Annotated in this window: 18 protein-coding genes; 5 read left to right on the top strand and 13 right to left on the bottom strand. The window is 65.9% G+C overall.

Annotated features, from left to right (window positions below; translation table 11 throughout):
- The 6 genes from H977_RS34300 to fadD5 all read right to left on the bottom strand — a co-directional run.
- Positions 1–1,456, bottom strand: a 1,456-nt coding sequence (locus tag H977_RS34300) for a virulence factor Mce family protein (protein ID WP_036478010.1), incomplete at its 3' end; no start/stop codon positions are given.
- Positions 1,453–2,484 (bottom strand): MCE family protein, encoded by a 1,032-nt coding sequence (locus tag H977_RS0132045; RefSeq protein WP_029111703.1) that lies wholly within the window; start codon positions 2,482–2,484, stop codon positions 1,453–1,455. The genes H977_RS34300 and H977_RS0132045, both read right to left, overlap by 4 nt.
- A gap of 82 nt (positions 2,485–2,566) precedes the next feature.
- The gene (locus H977_RS0132040) at positions 2,567–3,796 is read right to left on the bottom strand and encodes an MCE family protein (RefSeq protein WP_029111702.1); all 1,230 of its coding nucleotides are present in this window, start codon (positions 3,794–3,796) and stop codon (positions 2,567–2,569) included.
- A 4-nt stretch (positions 3,797–3,800) separates the two neighbouring features.
- Entirely contained in the window at positions 3,801–4,670 is an 870-nt protein-coding gene (locus H977_RS0132035; RefSeq protein ID WP_029111701.1) for an MlaE family ABC transporter permease, read from the bottom strand.
- Position 4,671: 1 nt separating this feature from the next.
- Complete coding sequence (locus H977_RS0132030) at positions 4,672–5,415, bottom strand: MlaE family ABC transporter permease (protein ID WP_196808370.1); 744 nt, start codon at positions 5,413–5,415, stop codon at positions 4,672–4,674.
- A gap of 298 nt (positions 5,416–5,713) precedes the next feature.
- Positions 5,714–7,321 (bottom strand): fatty-acid--CoA ligase FadD5, encoded by a 1,608-nt coding sequence (fadD5, locus tag H977_RS0132025; RefSeq protein ID WP_029111699.1) that lies wholly within the window; start codon positions 7,319–7,321, stop codon positions 5,714–5,716.
- A gap of 126 nt (positions 7,322–7,447) precedes the next feature.
- Between fadD5 and H977_RS0132020 the strand changes: the two genes are divergently transcribed.
- Positions 7,448–8,140: a GntR family transcriptional regulator gene (locus H977_RS0132020; RefSeq protein ID WP_029111698.1), complete on the top strand. Its 693-nt coding sequence runs from the start codon at positions 7,448–7,450 to the stop codon at positions 8,138–8,140.
- 15 nt (positions 8,141–8,155) lie between these two features.
- Here H977_RS0132020 and H977_RS0132015 read toward each other — a convergent pair whose 3' ends face one another.
- Positions 8,156–8,596: an SRPBCC family protein gene (locus H977_RS0132015; protein WP_029111697.1), complete on the bottom strand. Its 441-nt coding sequence runs from the start codon at positions 8,594–8,596 to the stop codon at positions 8,156–8,158.
- Positions 8,565–9,029: an acyl-CoA thioesterase gene (locus H977_RS0132010; RefSeq protein WP_029111727.1), complete on the bottom strand. Its 465-nt coding sequence runs from the start codon at positions 9,027–9,029 to the stop codon at positions 8,565–8,567. The genes H977_RS0132015 and H977_RS0132010 overlap by 32 nt, the downstream gene beginning before the upstream one ends.
- 26 nt (positions 9,030–9,055) lie before the next feature.
- Here H977_RS0132010 and H977_RS0132005 point away from each other — a divergent pair, with 26 nt between their 5' ends.
- On the top strand, positions 9,056–10,147 hold the full coding sequence (locus H977_RS0132005) for an alcohol dehydrogenase catalytic domain-containing protein (protein WP_036477848.1): 1,092 nt from the start codon (positions 9,056–9,058) through the stop codon (positions 10,145–10,147).
- On the opposite strand, the gene H977_RS0132000 is transcribed toward H977_RS0132005, so the two are convergent.
- Together H977_RS0132000 and H977_RS0131995 are read right to left on the bottom strand one after the other, a co-directional pair.
- Complete coding sequence (locus H977_RS0132000; protein ID WP_029111695.1) at positions 10,144–11,862, bottom strand: acyl-CoA dehydrogenase; 1,719 nt, start codon at positions 11,860–11,862, stop codon at positions 10,144–10,146. The genes H977_RS0132005 and H977_RS0132000 overlap by 4 nt on opposite strands.
- 9 nt (positions 11,863–11,871) lie before the next feature.
- On the bottom strand, positions 11,872–12,753 hold the full coding sequence (locus H977_RS0131995) for a sigma-70 family RNA polymerase sigma factor (protein ID WP_029111694.1): 882 nt from the start codon (positions 12,751–12,753) through the stop codon (positions 11,872–11,874).
- An 80-nt stretch (positions 12,754–12,833) separates the two neighbouring features.
- Between H977_RS0131995 and H977_RS0131990 the strand changes: the two genes are divergently transcribed.
- Positions 12,834–13,214, top strand: a complete 381-nt coding sequence (locus H977_RS0131990) for a DoxX family protein (RefSeq protein WP_029111693.1) — start codon at positions 12,834–12,836, stop codon at positions 13,212–13,214.
- Here the strand turns inward: H977_RS0131990 and H977_RS0131985 are convergent.
- Positions 13,207–13,980 (bottom strand): SDR family oxidoreductase, encoded by a 774-nt coding sequence (locus H977_RS0131985; RefSeq protein ID WP_029111692.1) that lies wholly within the window; start codon positions 13,978–13,980, stop codon positions 13,207–13,209. The two genes, H977_RS0131990 and H977_RS0131985, sit on opposite strands and share 8 nt — an antisense overlap.
- Positions 13,981–13,995: 15 nt before the next feature.
- Positions 13,996–14,673, bottom strand: coding sequence for a TetR/AcrR family transcriptional regulator (locus H977_RS0131980; protein WP_029111691.1), 678 nt, complete (start codon positions 14,671–14,673; stop codon positions 13,996–13,998).
- A 126-nt stretch (positions 14,674–14,799) separates the two neighbouring features.
- Between H977_RS0131980 and H977_RS35525 the strand changes: the two genes are divergently transcribed.
- Positions 14,800–14,910, top strand: coding sequence for a hypothetical protein (locus H977_RS35525; RefSeq protein ID WP_003883225.1), 111 nt, complete (start codon positions 14,800–14,802; stop codon positions 14,908–14,910).
- Here H977_RS35525 and H977_RS0131970 read toward each other — a convergent pair whose 3' ends face one another.
- On the bottom strand, positions 14,911–15,438 hold the full coding sequence (locus tag H977_RS0131970; RefSeq protein WP_029111690.1) for a CGNR zinc finger domain-containing protein: 528 nt from the start codon (positions 15,436–15,438) through the stop codon (positions 14,911–14,913).
- Between the two features lie 85 nt (positions 15,439–15,523).
- Here H977_RS0131970 and H977_RS0131965 point away from each other — a divergent pair, with 85 nt between their 5' ends.
- Entirely contained in the window at positions 15,524–16,384 is an 861-nt protein-coding gene (locus H977_RS0131965; protein ID WP_029111689.1) for an alpha/beta fold hydrolase, read from the top strand.
- Positions 16,385–16,428: the final 44 nt, after the last annotated feature.

Here is a 16,428-nt window from a genome sequence, read left to right as displayed (position 1 = left end):
GAGGTGCGTAGCCGGGGATGTCGCCCGGCAGGGGTTGCGGAGCGATCGGAACCGTGCGGGCTCCGGGCGGGCCGGGGGCCAGCTCGACGGGGGCACCCGGCTGATCCGGCGGCAACTGGCCGGGGATTGCCGCGCTGGGCACGCCCGGCGAATGCGGAATGCCTTCAGGGTTCGGAGCCGAGGTCGCGACGTCCGGCGGGCCGTAGTTCGGGCCGTACGGGTTGTCACCGTACGGTCCCACGGTGGCTCCGGCGCACGGCAGCGGGTTGCCCGGCGACGGGATGCCGGCCGCGGTCGGCGTGTACGAGCACGGCGATCCGGGCGGGACGGCGGGTCCCGGATGCTCCGGGGTGCCTTCCAGCGGCGTCGGGGCCGGTGCGGGCGCACCGTTCTCGAAGCGCTTGCCGTTGGGATCCGGGAAACGGAACGCGGGCAGGCCGGCGTTACGCCAGAACTCCTCCGGATCGATCCCGCGCTTCTTGAACGCGGAGTCGACGAACGGCTGCAGGATCTGCGGCGGGATCAGGTTGACCAGCATCACCTTGAAGTACGGGCCGGACGCCAGCGCCTCGGCCAGTGAGGTGATGAACTTGCCCGCGACGGTGAGCGTGTCGGCCAGATCCTGCTTGCGCTCGACGAGCAGGTCGCTGACGGTACGCAGCTGCTCCAGCACATGGTTCAGGTTCGGGTTGTCATTGATCAGGCCCTCGACCTGATGCGACACCGACGACACCCGCTCCAGCAGCATGCTCACGGCCTGGCCCCGCTCGTTGACCGCGGCCAGCAGGGTCTGGGCATTCACCAGCAGCTGGTTGACCTGCGTGCTGCGGTCCCCGAGGATCGTGGCGACCTTGTTGGCGTTGGCCAGCAGCTTCTTGACGTCCTCATCGCGCTTGCCGATGGTCTCGGAGAACTTGGCCACGCCGTCCAGCGCGGCGCTCAGGTGCGGCGAGGTCTGATCGACCGTCTCCGACAACACATTGAGCGATTCCTTGACCGCATTCGTGTCCCAGCCCGACGCGTTGCGCGTGACGTCCAGGAACGCGTCGTAGATCTGGTACGGCGTCGTCGTCTGACCCAGCGGCAACATCCCGCGCGGGGACAGCGTCTGGCTGCCGCGTGGCTGGATCTCGATGTTCTTGCGACCCAGGATCGTGTCGGTACGGATCGCCGCACGGCTCTCGGTGCCGATCGTCTTGCCACCCAGGGTGTAGCCGATCTCGACCTTGTCGCCGTTGATGTCCATGCTCTTGACCGTGCCGACATCCATACCGGCGATGCGCACCTTGTCACCCACGTTCAGGCCACCGGTATCGGAGAACTGGCCGTAGTAGGTGGGGACCGCGAACAGCATCGGCACGCTCGTCAGCGTCGAGCCGACGCCGATGACCAGCGCCACCACCGCAACGCCCATGAGGCCTTTGCGGAAGCGATCGGAACCTTGCAGTGTCCTCATCTCGGCGTGCACCTACCCGACGGCTGTGAACTGAGTCTGACGGTCCGGACGGGGCCGCCCGGCTGCAACCCGTTGAGCTTCAACGAGAGGTCGCAGGCATAGAAGTTGAAGAAGTCACCGTAGATGCCACCGGCCCGGCCGATGATCTTCAACGCCTGGGGGAACTGCACGAGGATGTCGTTGAGCTGCTGCTTCTGGTCGATCAGCGGCTGCTGGATGACCTCGAGTTGACCGATGGTGTCCTTGAGCAGTGGACGGTTGTCGGACAGCAGATCCGCCAACGAACCGGCCGCATTGCTGATGTTGGCCACCGAGGCGCCGATCGGATCGGCACGGCCCTTCAGCCCGGTGATCAGCGTCTCGAAGTTCTTCAGGGTGTCGTTGAACTGCTGCTGATGCGCAACGGTGGTGTCCAGGACGATGTTCAGGTTCTTGACCACCTCGCCGATGGCCTGGTCCCGATCGGCGATGCTCTGGGTGAGCTGCGCGGTCTGATCCAGGATGTCGTTGATGGTGCCGCCCTGGCCCTGGAAGATCGTGATGATCGACTGGGAGATGGTGTTGACCTTCTCCGGGCTCAACGACTGGAACAGCGGGCGGAAGCCGCCGACGAGGGCGTCGAGGTCGAGCGCGGGCTCGGTGCGTTCCAGCGGAATGGTGCTGCCCGGCGCGATCTTCGTGTTGCTCTCACCGCGCTTGAGCTCGAGGTAGCGGTTACCGATGAGGTCCTGGTAACGGATGGCTGCCGTGGTCTGGTCGAACAACGGCAGCGCCTTCTCGACGTTGAACGTGACCTCCGCCTGCTGGCCGCCGTTGATCAACTTGACGCCGGAGACCTTGCCGACCTCCACACCGGAGGCACGGACGAACTGTCCCGTGCGCAGACCGCTGACGTTCTTGAAGATCGCCGAGTACTCGGCGGTCCGGTTGAACCGGATCTGACCGAAGACCACGAAGATGATCGCAGTGAAGGTGAGCAGCACCAGTGAGAAGATGCCGAGCTTGATAATCGTGCCCTTGATGCTCATGCGGCTCCCTCGCAGGCTCGGGTCCCGCATGCCATCTGATTAATTGCGCAAGCCTCACGCATCTGCTGTCTATTCGCTCCGCTCATGGGTTGATCGTGTTCTCCCCCACTTGGCGGCCCCACACATACTCGGCCACGAGCGGTTGACCCATCTCGAGGTGGTTGTACGGGGCGATCGATGCACCGGTATCCATCACCAGGTACGGCATGGGCCACAGGTCCCTGGTGATCGGCTGCCAGCAGCCGGGCCGACCCTCGGGCCCGCCCTTGGCGTTGATCCGGGGCAGGTTGTCGGGAAAGACGTACGGGTTGCCCACGCCGATCACCAACGAATGGGTCTGCAGCGAGTAGCCGTTACCACCAAGCGCGCCTGCGAGTTTCGGCCCGGCGTCGTGGTAATTGCGGATCGTGCAGTACAACGCCGGGCTGTACTTGTCGAGCAGCGCCGAGGTCGGCAACAGATCCTGCGCGCCGCGGACCAGGTACGGGCCGCCGCGCTCGAAGATGTCGCCGCCGGTGTTGCCGAAGCCGACCGCCGCGACCAAGGCCTGATCCAGATTGCCGCGCTGATCGTTGAGCGTGCGGGCGGTGGTGACCGCATTGGTCAGGCCGTCGAACAGGTCCGGGCCGGCATTGGCGTAGACCTCGCCCAGGTCGGCCAGTCCGGAGATGTCGCGGCGGATCTGGGGCATGCGCGGGTTGAGGTCCGCCAGGATGTCGTTGCCGTTGACGATCGACTGGCCGAACTTGTCGCCGAGGCCGTCGAGGGCCTGCGCGGTGGCCGTCAGCGTCTGGTTCAGCTTGATCGGGTCGATCTGTTCCGAGATCGCGGTGATGGTCTCGAACAGGGTGTTGAACTCCGTCGTGACGCCCTGGGCGCGGATCGGGGTCCCCGGGGTCAACCGGTTCGGAGACGGGTTGGACGGCGACAGGAACGAGATGTACTTGTTGCCGAACACCGTGGTGGCCCGCAACTCGGCGGTCACGTTCTCCGGGATCAGCTTCAGGTACTGGGGTTTGACGTCCAGCGTGAGCTTGGCTTCCGGGTTGTCGTCGACGGTGACGACGTCGACGGAAGCCAGGCGACCGATCGGCACACCGTTGAAGGTGACCTTCGAGCCCGGGTCCATCGACAGACCGGCCCGTCCGGACAACACGGTCAGCTGCGTCCTCTTCTCGAAGGATCCGCGGAACTGCATCCACGTCAGCGCGAGAACCATGGTGGTGACGAGCGCGAGCACCAGTCCGGCCAGCTTGTACGGCGGGATCTTGGGCTTGTTGAGAGGCGCGTGCGGGGATGAGGGCGTGGTCATGCCGCTACACCGTGAGGTTGAAGTTGGGGTCGGTGCCGTAGAGCGCCAACGATGCCAACAGGACCACCATCACGATTGCGATCAACGAGGTTCGCATCGACCTCCCTACTGCCTCACCCACACCGACAGCACCGCCACTGGCGTAATAGCCGAAGTAGCAGTGGTTCAACATGACCACGATCGACATGACGATGACCTGGAGGAAGGACCACATCACGTCGTCGACGCGCAGGAACGTATGGAAGTAGTGCTCATACGTACCCACCGACTGCGAGTAGAAGACTGTCGTGACGAACTGCGCAGACAGGAAGGACAGCAGGACCGCCCCGGCGTACAACGGGATGATGACGATCGACCCGGCGATGAGGCGCGTGGAGACCAGATACGAAATCGACCTGATCCCCATGACTTCCAGCGCGTCGATCTCTTCGCTGATGCGCATGGCGCCGAGTTCGGCGGTGGCGCCGGCACCGACCGTGGAGGCCAGGGCCTGCCCGGTGACGACCGGGGCAACGACGCGGATGTTTGCCAGGGCGGCGAAGAAGCCGGTGAAGGCCTCGACGCCGATATTGCCGAGGGACGCGAAGCCCTGGATGGCGATCAGGGAGCCTGCCGACAGCGTGACGAAACCGATGATGGCGACGGTGCCGCCGATGACGGCCATCGCGCCGGTACCCATGCCGATCTCGGCGACGAGTCGCAGAGCCTCACGACGGTAGTGCCGGAACGCGTGCGGGATGGAGCCGATGGCCTGGACGACGAACCACGCGACATGGCCCATGCTGTCGAGGAACCGGGCCGGAGTGCCCGCGATGTCTGAAGTGCGCGAGAACGCCCGGGGGAACCGGGACCGAAGGACTGTTGCGGTACTCATGTCAGTGCCCTGTTCCGAACCGCACACCGATGGTGGTGAGCACGACGTTGACTGCGAACAATGCCACCACGCACAACACCAGGGTCTCGTTCACCGCGGTGCCGACACCCTTGGAGCCACCGGCCACGGTCAGGCCGCGGTAGCAGCCGACGAGTCCGGCGATGAGGCCGAACAGCGTGGCCTTGATGACCGAGATCATCACCTCGGGGAATCCGGTCAGCAGGGTCAGCGTGGACACATAGGCACCGGCGGAGACGTTCTGGACATACACGCCGAAGAAGAAGCCGCCGACCAGACCGATGGTGATCACCGCGCCGTTGAGCATGAAGGCCACGAATGTCGAGGCGACCACGCGGGGAACGACGAGCCGCTCGATCGGGTCGATGCCGAGCACCTCCAACGCATCGATCTCTTCACGCACGGTGCGGGCTCCGAGGTCGGCGCAGATCGCGGTCGATCCGGCACCGGCAACCACGAGCACCGTCACCAGAGGGCCGAGCTGCGTGACCGCGCCGAGTGCGGCACCGGCGCCCGACACGTCAGCCGCACCGAACTCCGCCAACAGGATGTTGAGCGTGAAGATGATGAGGACGGTCAGTGGGATCGAGACCGCGAGTGTGGGCAGGAATGCCACCCGGATCAGGAACCAGCTCTGCAGCACGAACTCTTTCCACTGGAAAGGCCGTGTGAGAAAGGCCTTTCCGGTGAGCACAGTCATCTTGAAGAAGCCACCGACCATAGCCATCGGCTTCTCGAGTTGGCCACGTACGTAGCCGACGAGCCCGTCGGCCGGCGCCGTCACCGTTGCGCCCCCTGGACGTGTCGCACGCCCCCTCCTCGTCGCCTGTCAGCTTGTGTGATCCGTCTCTCCCTACTCACGAGTAGTAATTGAGACCACCGGACTGTACCCGATAAAAACCGGGGCGTGCACCGCATCGAGTGGATTGTGCCATCAACTGTTAGCGAGAGCGTGCAAAGACAGCAAACTTCGACCGCGACCTGCAGAAACCGTTGACGCTGAGTTACTTTCGCAACCGTCAACCCTATCGGGCGCTGATGGGCGAACCGAAGCGCTCCCTGAGTTCGGTCTTGAGCACCTTGCCCGCTGGGTTCCGGGGCAACGCATCGACGATTTCGAGCGCCTTCGGGTGTTTGTAGCGCGCCAGGCGTTCGGTGAGGAAGCCGTCGAGCTCGTCCAGGTTGAGAGACTGATCGCCGGCGCCACTGAGCGAAACGATGGCGACAGGAACCTCACCCCATTTGTCGTCATGCCTGCCGATCACCGCGACCTCGGTGATGGCGGGATGCGCGGCCAGCACGTTCTCCACTTCGGCGCAGTAGATGTTCTCGCCGCCGGAGATGATCATGTCCTTCTTGCGGTCGACAACCCAGATGTAGCCTTCCTCGTCCTGACGAACCAGATCGCCCGAGTGGAACCACCCGCCGGCGAAGGCCTCGGCCGTGGCCTTCGGGTTGTTCCAGTAGCCCGCCATCAAAGTCGGAGCGCGATAGACGATCTCGCCCACCTCGCCGACCGGTACGTCATTCATGTTCTCGTCCACGATCCGGGCCGAGACCGTGGGAATGACCTGCCCGACCGATCCGAGTTTGCGAATTGCGTCGTCCGCCAACAACATGCAGGTGACCGGCGACATCTCGGTCTGACCGAACGCTGCCAGGATCTGGCTGCCCGGGAACGTCTCGGCCATTGCCCGGAGCAAGGTGTCCGAGGCCGGCGCGGCGCCCCACGACAGTGCCCGCAGGCACAGATCGCGCGGATTGGCTTTCTGCTCAGCGCAAACCGCCTGCCACTGCGCGGGGACGAGGAAGATCGCGGTGACCTTCTCGGCCGCGAGCACGTCGAGCAGCGCGCCCGGGTCGAACGCGCCCAGCGGGTAGATCACCGTGGGCAGACCGAGCGTCAGCCCGGTGTTCACGTTCCCGGCGACGCCGGCGATGTGGAACAGCGGGACGCCGATGAAGCCGACGTCGTTGTTGATGTCGACTCCGGTGGTGAACAGGTTGGTCATGCCCTGCCCGACGAGGTTGGCGTGGGTCAGCACCGCCCCCTTGGGCCGGCCGGTGGTGCCCGAGGTGTACATGATCAGCGCCGGGGCGTCGTTCGGGATGTCAACCGGGGCCGCCGATTCGCCGTCTTCGGCGATCAGGCCCTCGTAGCCGAGGACCGTGTCGTCGACCGGGCCGTCGGTGCCGTCTCCGGCCACGATGACCGTCGACAGCGTGGCGTCGAGATCACGCACGGCCGTGGCGACGCCGGCCAGTACGGGCTCGGTGACGACGACGCGGGCCTCGCAGTCGCTGACCAGAAAGGCGATCTCCGGCGGGGTCATCCGGAAGTTCACCGGAACCGCGACGGCACCGAGTTTGTTGGCCGCGAGCGTCGCCTCGATGAACTCGGGACGGTTCAGCATCAGGATCAGGACGCGGTCTCCGAACCCGACGCCGCGCCGGCTCAGGGCGTCGGCCAACTTGGTCACCCGGTGGTCGAGCTCGCGCCACGTTGTGGTGCGGCCCAGGAACCGCAAGGCGGTCTTCTCGGGCTGCATCAGGGCATGCCGTGTGAGTTGGTTGGCCCAGTTCTGACGGCGGGCCAGGTACGGCTGCTCAGTGGGGAACGGCTCGGCAGTCAACGGATCTGTACTCCATCGGTATCGAGTTGCACGAATTTTATATTTGATCAAACATGGGGTTGCCCCGGTCACACTATGGCCTCGGCGCCTCGGCGACAAGCCCACCAGAAAGGCGACCGGATTCGCGTGAACGCACCTGCCAGAGCGGCCGTGCAACGTCGTCGCGGAGGACGGCGCGAGCAGCTTTCCGACGAGGTCGCCGCCCAGCTGCGGGCCGAGATCATGACCGGGGTGCTGCGCCCCGGGACGTTCATCCGGCTCGACGAGACCGCCGCGGCGCTCGGGGTCAGCATCACGCCCGTACGGGAGGCACTGCGCACACTGCGCGGCGAGGGCATGGTGCAGCTGGAACCGAACCGCGGACACGTCGTGGTGCCCCTGACCCGCGCCGACGTCGAAGACATCTTCTGGCTGCAGGCCACCATCGCGCGTGAGCTGGCCGCCACCGCCACCACCCTCATCACCTCGGCCCAGATCGACGAGCTCGAACAGCTCAACTCCGACCTCGCGACCGCCGTGGACGATCGCGATCCCCGGGCCATCTCGTCCGCCGAGTTCGCCTTCCACCGGGCCTTCAACCACGCCAGCGGCCGGATCAAACTGGCCTGGTTCCTGCTGCACGTCGCGCGGTACCTGCCCGCCCTGATCTATTCGACGGATCCGGAGTGGGGAACCGAGGCCGTGGAGAATCACCGGCTGCTGATCGACGCTCTGCGACGACGCGACACCGCGGCCGCGATCGAGCTGAACTCGAATCAGTTCACCGATGCCTCCCAGCGGCTCATCGCGCGGCTGAACCAGATCGGGATGTGGGACTGACGGCCTGACCGCGGCCTAAGCGGACAGCTGCTGGACCCTGGTGGTGAGCGCGTTGGCCAGGTGGTCCAGGGTGTCGCCGATGAGCTTCTTGACCATCATGGCCGGAATCGGCAGCTTGACCTCAACCTCCAGATCGACCTGAAGCAAGGTGTTGTTCGGTCCCAATGGGACGACCGAGAACCGCTGCTCCTGCTTGGTGAAGTGGTCACCTTGCTGCAGCACGGTGAAGATCTGGTTCTCCGCCGGGTAGTAGACCGCGTTGATGAAGACGCCGGACTGCCCCTGGATCTCGACGTCGAGACGCAGCTGGCTGGGGCGGCCGTCGTCGTAGCGGGCCAGGATCCAGCAACCCTTGATCTCGGGGTTCCACTGCGGATAGGCCTCGAAATCGGCGACGATCGCCAGGATCTTCTCGGAAGGGGCATCAACCTCGACGGTCTTGCTCACGAGTGGCATCCGGCGAGCATATCGACTGCAGCAGATCGCGGATCACGGCGGGAATCGGTACCGGACGGCGCGTGGTCCGGTCCACGTACACGTGCACCCAGTGGCCCACGGCCGCCACCGGACCGTCGGGCTCGAACAATCCGAGCCGGTAGGTGACGCTGCTGTTCCCCAGCCGGGCGACCGCCAGTCCGACGACCAACGGGTCGGGAAACTTCAACTCCGCGAAGTAACGGCAGCCCGACTCGGCGACCACGCCCAACCATGGCGCGTTGACGGGATCGACGTCACAGTTGGTGTTGATCCAGGCGTTGATCGCGGTGTCGAACAACTCGTAGTACACCGCGTTGTTGAGGTGGCCGAACATGTCGTTGTCGGTCCATCTGGTCAGCACCGGCCAGTGCAGCGGAAAATCCTCACGGTTCAACTGGGCTCCGTCGGTCATTCCTGGAGTCTGACAGGCTGATGGGTATGAAGATCCGCGGCGCCGTCCTCGAGCACATCGGACTCCCCCGCCCGTACGCCGAGTCACATCCGATCCGGGTGAGCGACCTCGAGCTCGCCGAACCCGGACCCGGCGAACTGCTGGTGCGCATCGAGGCCGCGGGGTTGTGCCACTCCGACCTCTCGGTGGTGGACGGCAATCGGGTGCGCCCCGTCCCGATGTTGTTGGGCCATGAAGCCGCCGGGATCGTCGAGGCCGGCGACACCGATCTGCCGGTGGGCCGGCGAGTGGTGATGACGTTCCTGCCGCGCTGCGGGCACTGCCCCGCCTGCGCCACCGACGGGCTCACCCCGTGCGGGCCGGGATCGACCGCCAACGGCGCAGGCACCTTGATGAACGGCGACATCCGGCTGACCCGTGACGGCCAACCGGTGTTCCACCACCTCGGCGTATCCGGTTTCGCCACCTACGCTGTCGTCGACCGCCGCTCGGTGGTGCCCGTCCCCGATGACGTCCCAGCAGTCGTCGCGTCCTTATTGGGGTGTGCGGTACTCACGGGCGGTGGGGCCGTGCTCAACGTCGGCACCCCGCGGCCGGGCCAAACCGTGGCGGTCGTCGGTCTGGGAGGCGTCGGCATGGCGGCTGCCATGACCGCGCTCGCGCATGACGACGTCCGGGTCGTCGGCGTGGACCAGCTGCCGGACAAACTCACGCGGGCCCGCGAGCTGGGCGTGCACGAGACCTACACCCCCGAGCAGGCCGCCGATCTCAAGGCCGACGTGGTGATCGAAGCCGCAGGCCACCCCGTCGCACTGGAAACCGCGATCGCGCTCACCGGCCCCGGCGGGCGCACCATCACCGTCGGCCTACCCCGGCCGGACGCACGAATCTCGGTGTCGCCCTTGGGTTTCGTCGCCGAAGGCCGATCGCTCATCGGAAGCTATCTGGGCTCGGCGGTCCCGGCACGCGACATCCCGCGATTCGTTGAGCTCTGGCGAGCCGGACGGCTACCCGTCGAGCAGCTGGTGTCCTCGACCATCACGCTCGATCAGATCAATACCGGCATGGATGAGCTGGCCGACGGACGGGCCGTCCGCCAGATCATCGAGTTCGGCTAGAACCAGCTGTCGCGCATCTCCAGCGTGGTCCGATCCAGGCTCTCCAGCAGATCCAATTGCGGTGCGGTCTTGGGTAATTCGTAACGGAAGAAGTACTGCGCGGCCTGCCGTTTGCCGTCATAGAAATCCCCGGCGCGGCCCTCGGCGGCCATCAACTGCTCCAGCCAGATCCACGCCACCACGATGTGGCCGAACGCCTCCAGATACACCGCGCTGTTGGCCATCGCGGTCTCGACGTCACCGGAGGCGAACATCGCGCCGGTCACCGCGACCATCCGCTGCCACGCGGCATCGAGTTGCGCGGCCAGCTCCGGCGCGACCGCCGCGGCAGCCGTTACGGTCGCCGCGACCCGCTCCCCCAGCGCCACCACGCTGGCTCCACCGTTCTGGGTCACCTTGCGGCCCAGAAGATCCAGGCTCTGGATGCCGTGGGTGCCCTCGTGGATCGGGTTGAGCCGGTTGTCGCGGTAGTGCTGCTCGACGTCGTACTCGCGGGTGTAGCCGTAGCCACCGTGGACCTGGATCGCCAGGCTGTTGGCCTCCACGCACCACTGCGACGGCCAGCTCTTGGCGACCGGGGTGAGAATGTCGAGGACGGCACTGTCACCGGTGGCGTCCCTGTCTATGAGGTTGGCGCAGTACAGCAGAAGGGCAAGCCCGCCTTCGACATAGGCCTTCTGCGCCAGCAACATTCGCTTGACATCGGCGTGCTCGATGATCGGCACCTGCGGGGTCGACGGATCCTTCACACCGAGAGGCCTGCCCTGCGGACGCTCGCGCGCGTACTCCAGTGACTTGAGATAGCCGGTGTAGCCGAGCGCCACGGCGCCCATCCCGACGCCCAGGCGGGCCTCGTTCATCATGTGGAACATGTAGACGATGCCGCGGTGCGGTTCGCCCACGAGATAGCCGGTGGCGCCGTCGAAGTTCAGCACCGTGTTGGTGATTCCGCGTTGCCCCATCTTGTGATTCAGTCCGGAGATTGCCACCCCGTTGCGGGTGCCGTCGGCCAGGAACTTGGGCACGATGAACAGCGAGATGCCCTTGGTGCCGGCCGGGCCACCGGGAATCTTGGCGAGCACGAGGTTGACGATGTTCTCGGTGAGGTCATGCTCGGCGCCCGAGATCCACATCTTGGAACCGAACAGCCGGTACGTGCCGTCGGGCTGCGGCTCGGCGCGGGTGGTGATGTCGGCCAGCGACGATCCGGCCTGGGTCTCCGACAACGCCATGGTGCCCGAGAACCGGCCGGCCAGCATCGGTTTGACGAAGGTCTCGATCTGCTCCGGAGTACCGAAGTGCGCCACCAGATTGGCGTTGGCGATCGTCAACATCACATAGCCCGACGTCGACACGTTGGCCGCGGCGATCCAGGCGAACGCGGCCTGCGCGACGGTGACCGGTAGCTGCGCGCCGCCGACCTCCGCGTCCATCCCCATCGCGATCAGATCGGCCGCCGCGAACGCGTCCCACGCTTCTTTGACGTCGGGGATCAGCGTGACGGTCTGCCCGTCGAACGTCGGCTCGTTCGCGTCGCTGAGTTTGTTGTGGGGCGCGAAGTAGCGGGTCGCGAGTTGTTCGCACAGATCCAGCACGCCGTCGAAGGTCTCGCGGGAGTGCTCGGTGAATCGGTCGAGTGCGGTGAGCTTTTCGACGTCCAACCACTCGTAGAGCAGGAAATCCAGGTCACGCCGCGAGAGGATCGTCGACTTCATGCGGCCAGGTTAATCGTCGGCGGGTGGCTCGGGCAGCGACATCCGCGCCAGCCGTCCTGGATCGACGATCGACACGATCCCGACCAGCCGGTCCCCCTCGACCACGCAGGCCATCACGCCGAGCGGACGGCCAGTCGGCCCCCACGCCAGAATTCCTGGCTCGCCGTTGACCGACACTCGCCGCGCCACGACACGGGTGCCCTGGCCGCGCCGGACCGCAGAGACGATGGCGTCCCGTCCGGCCCCGACGGTGACGCCGGCGGCCGTGTACCGCTGCCACGTGACGTCGGGATCCAGCACGCGCAACAGTGCCTCGAAGTCGCCGTCCCGCGCGGCGGCCAGGAAGGCGTCGACAACCTCACGCTGCTCCTGTTTGCGGCGGCGGCCGCCGGCGGGCGGCGGCACATCCTGCACCTTCCGGCGCGCCCGGCTGGCCATCATCTTGACGGCATCGCTCGACCTGTCGAGGATCTGCCCGATCTCGGCGAACGGCACGGCGAACATGTCGTGCAGGACGAAAGCGAGCCGTTCGTCCGGGCGCAGCGATCCCAGCACGACGAGCATCGCCAGCCCGACCGAGTCCGCGAGCACCGCGGCGTCCTCCGGTGTGTCGACGTCCTCGGTGACGACGAGTTCAGGTATGTCGACGGCGGACACTTCGGCGCGGCTGGTACGTGCTCGCAGCGTGTCGATACAGATGCGGCCCACCACCGTCGTCAGCCATCCGGCGACATTGTCGATGGTGTCCGCGTCCTGACGGGACAGCCGCACCCACGCTTCCTGGACGGCGTCCTCGGCGTCAGCCCGTGAACCGAGGACGCGGTGAGCCACGGCGAGCAGCCGCGGGCGCTGTTGCTCGAATGTCTCCGCCAGTGATGCGTCGGGCGTCATGCGTTACCTCTCCTCGTGCGGATCCGTCATAAGAGTGACGAGCCGGAACGGCTGGACGTAACCACGAAACGGAGCGCGCAATGAACATCACTCTCTGGATCATCACCATCATCGCCGGGGCGGCGTACGCGGCCGGCGGAACCACCATGCTGTTGGCGTCGCGGGAGAAGTACCGGTCGATGGGTAAGACCCAGCATTGGGTCGACGACTTCGGTGACGGTCACCTCAAGGCAATCGGGACCATCAAACTGGTCGGCGCAGTCGGCCTGGTGCTTCCCGTCGCGGTGGGCGTCGTACCGGTGCTGACACCGCTGGCCGCCTGCGGCCTGGCACTGTTCATGGCGGGCGCGGCCACGACCAGATTCCGTCGCAGCGAGTGGCTCTACATGGCCGGCGACGTCGTCTATCTCGGCGTGTTCGCCTTCTTGGCCTGGGGCTGGTTCACCCTGCCCGTCACCTGATGGTGCTCACGCCGCCGTCGACGGGGATGACGGCCCCGGTGATGTAGGCGCTGGCCCGGCTGGCCAGGAACACCGAGATGCCCGCGATGTCGTCGGGCTGCCCGATGCGACCGAGCGGCAGGGCCGATCCCACAGCATCGGATCCGGCGCGCAGCATCTCCTTGGTCATCCGGGATTCGAACAACCCCGGCGCGATGGCGTTGACCAGGATCCTCGGGGCCAGCTCGCCGGCCAGATGCTTGGTCAGCATGTGCACCGCGGCCTTGCTGGCGCTGTAGGAGAAGTTGTCGCGCCCCTTGCCGGGCGCGACGATGCCGTCGATGCTGCCGGTGTTGATGACGCGAGCCGGATCTTCTTCGGTGGCACCGGAATTCAGCAACGGGGTGAGCGCGCGGGTGAGCAGGAACACGCCTTTGACGTTGACGTCGTAGACCTTGTCGAAGCCGGACTCCGGGAACTGCTCGTAGGGCGCGCCCCAGGCCGCGCCCGCGTTGTTGAACAACGCGTGGATCGCGTCTTCGCGGCCCGTGACCGCCGCGGTCAACGCGGCAACCCCTTCGGCGGTCCCGAGGTCGGCCGGCACCGCGGAGATCCGGCCGAGCGGGGACAACGCGTCCACCGCCGCGGCCAGCTCGGCCTCCTTGCGGCTCGAGACGTACACCGACGCCCCAGCCTGCAACAGGCCCCGGGCCATCATCAGACCGATGCCACGGCCGCCCCCGGTGACGACGGCCACCTTGCCGTCCAGACGGAACAGATCAGTCATGGTCACCCCTGAGTCCTAGGACGTCTGGTTGACGTCGACACCGAGTGGGGAGTCGTTGCGCACGATTTCGTCGCGGATCAGCCCGCGCAGCAGCGCCGTGCTGAACTCCACGGCGATCTCCTTGGCGGTCCGTCTGCCGTGGGGGCGTAGCCAGCGGTATGAGCCCAGGGTCATCCCGATGTAGCCGAGCGCCAGGACGTGCGAATCGCAGTCGTAGAACTCGCCGCTGGCTATGCCCCGGTCGATCACGTCGCGAACATGCTCGTAGACCTGGGTCTCGGCGTGGCGGATGTAGGCCACCTGCTCCTCGGTGAACCACTCCGCGATGTAGGGGCCCTCCTGGAAGTACACGGCCGCGCGCTCCAGGTCGTTGGCGATACCGACCAGCAACCGCCGGGTGAAGTTGTAGATGGTTTCCCGCGCCGAGGCGGTGGGGTCGTCGTGCAGCGCTTCGACGGTGAAGTCCGCCGTGCTCTTGTAGATGTCGTAGAGGATCAGCGACTTGCTCGAGTAGTAGTGGTAGACCGTGGCCTTGTTGAGGCCGACAGCCTCGGCGACATCGTCCATCCGGGTGCCGTGATAGCCACGGGCAGCGAACAGCTTGGCCGCGACAGTCAGCAGTTCATCACGGCGGGATGTCCCGTTGGCTGCCGCGCCGCCGCGGCCCCGCCCGCCCTCTGCATCGGATGACATAGCACACTCACTATCAGCATCGCCCGGACCTTGCCCAGGAAATCAATCAACTAGATGGTTGAAGAGTGTAGGCAATTCCGCGCGCGACCCTGTTCCGGCCTTGCGTTCTACGACTAGACTCCGGGCATGGATCCGAATCCTGACTACGACCTCAGCGACGAGAGCGACTTCTTCTTCCCGTGGCTGGCCTGGGGTCTGCGTGGCGTTTACCCGCCGCCGGCCTACCCCCCGGTGTAATCAGGACTGTTCGTCAGTCTTCGTATTCCGGGCGCGCTGGTGATATCGGCGCGCCTTCATGCGGTTTCCGCAGGTAGCCATCGAACACCAGCGTGCGGTGTTCGGCTTGCTCCGATCGATCAGGAACAACCGGCAGTCCGGATTCCCACACGCGCGTAGTCGCCCCGGACTCGCGACCCGCAACGCGTCCCAGGCCAGGACGGCCCGCACGGCACCGCGCCGCGCGTCGTCGATGTCAAGATCCCATCTGACGCCACCTTCCGTGGCGCGCGCCCGCAGGGCCACCCCGTTGACGATCGGCTCCAACGCAGCCGCTGTCTCGTCCCCACGCACCACCGCCTGAAGCACGTTCCTGGCCGCGACGAGGTCGGTCAGTTCGGCTTCCGTCGCCGCGTGCTCACGCAGCCAGTCCCGCGCCGGCACGCGTTCCGCGAGGATGTCGCACTGCCTCCCATCGATCACCGGCGTCGTGTTGAGCAGATCCAGCAGTAGGGCCTCGTCCCCGAGACCCAACTCCAGAAGCTCCATACCTAACCTCCAAATTGCTATTGACAGGTTATTCGGTCCGACGTTGAATGTCACTAACCACCAAAACCAGTTAAGGGAGTTAGACATGACGGTTCACCATCGCTTCGCCGACGTCGACGGGCAGCGGCTGTTCTACCGTGAGGCCGGCGCACCGGACGCACCGGCCATCGTTCTGCTCCACGGCTTCCCGACGAGCTCGTACATGTTCCGCGACCTCATTCCCCGGTTGGCCGACCGCTACCACGTCATCGCACCCGATCACCTTGGCTACGGACACTCCGATGCACCGGCAGTCACCGAGTTCGACTACACCTTCGACGCCCTCGCCGACCTCACCGACAGCCTGCTGAACCAACTCGGGGTGTCCCGCTACGCGATCTACGTCCAGGACTACGGCGCCCCGATCGGCTGGCGACTCGCACTGCGGCATCCGGAAGCCATCACCGCGATCGTCAGCCAGAACGGCAACGGCTACGACGAAGGCTTCGTCGAGAGCTTCTGGACCGGCGTGTGGGCCTACCAGCGCGAGCAGAACCCGGAGACCGAGGCGGGAGTGCGGACCGCATTGAGCGTCGAGGGCATCCAATGGCAGTACCTGACCGAGGTTTCCGACGAAAGTCTGGTCAGCCCGGACACCTGGGTGCACGATGCGGCGATGGTGGGCCGCCCGGGCAATGATCTGGTGCAGCTCAAACTGTTCCGTGACTATGCCACCAACGCACCTCTGTACCCGGCGCTGCACGAATACCTGCGCAGCAGTGCGGTTCCCGTGCTCGCCGTGTGGGGCGAGGGTGATCCGATCTTCGGCCCCGACGGTGCCCGGGCGTTCGGCAAGGATGCTGTCGACGCCGAGATCCACTTGCTCGCCGGCGGGCACTTCCTGCTGGAGACGCATGTCGACGAGGTCGCCGCGTTGATCGACGATTTCCTGCAGCGGCGGGCCTGACGCGACGCCCGTCGAAAGTGACGCCATGGTCGTTGCCCACGCGG

The organism is Mycobacterium sp. URHD0025 (assembly GCF_000426065.1).
Classification (GTDB): Bacteria; Actinomycetota; Actinomycetes; order Mycobacteriales; family Mycobacteriaceae; genus Mycobacterium.
Note: the sequence above shows the minus strand (reverse complement) of the source record. Positions and strands in the feature narration are given on the sequence as shown.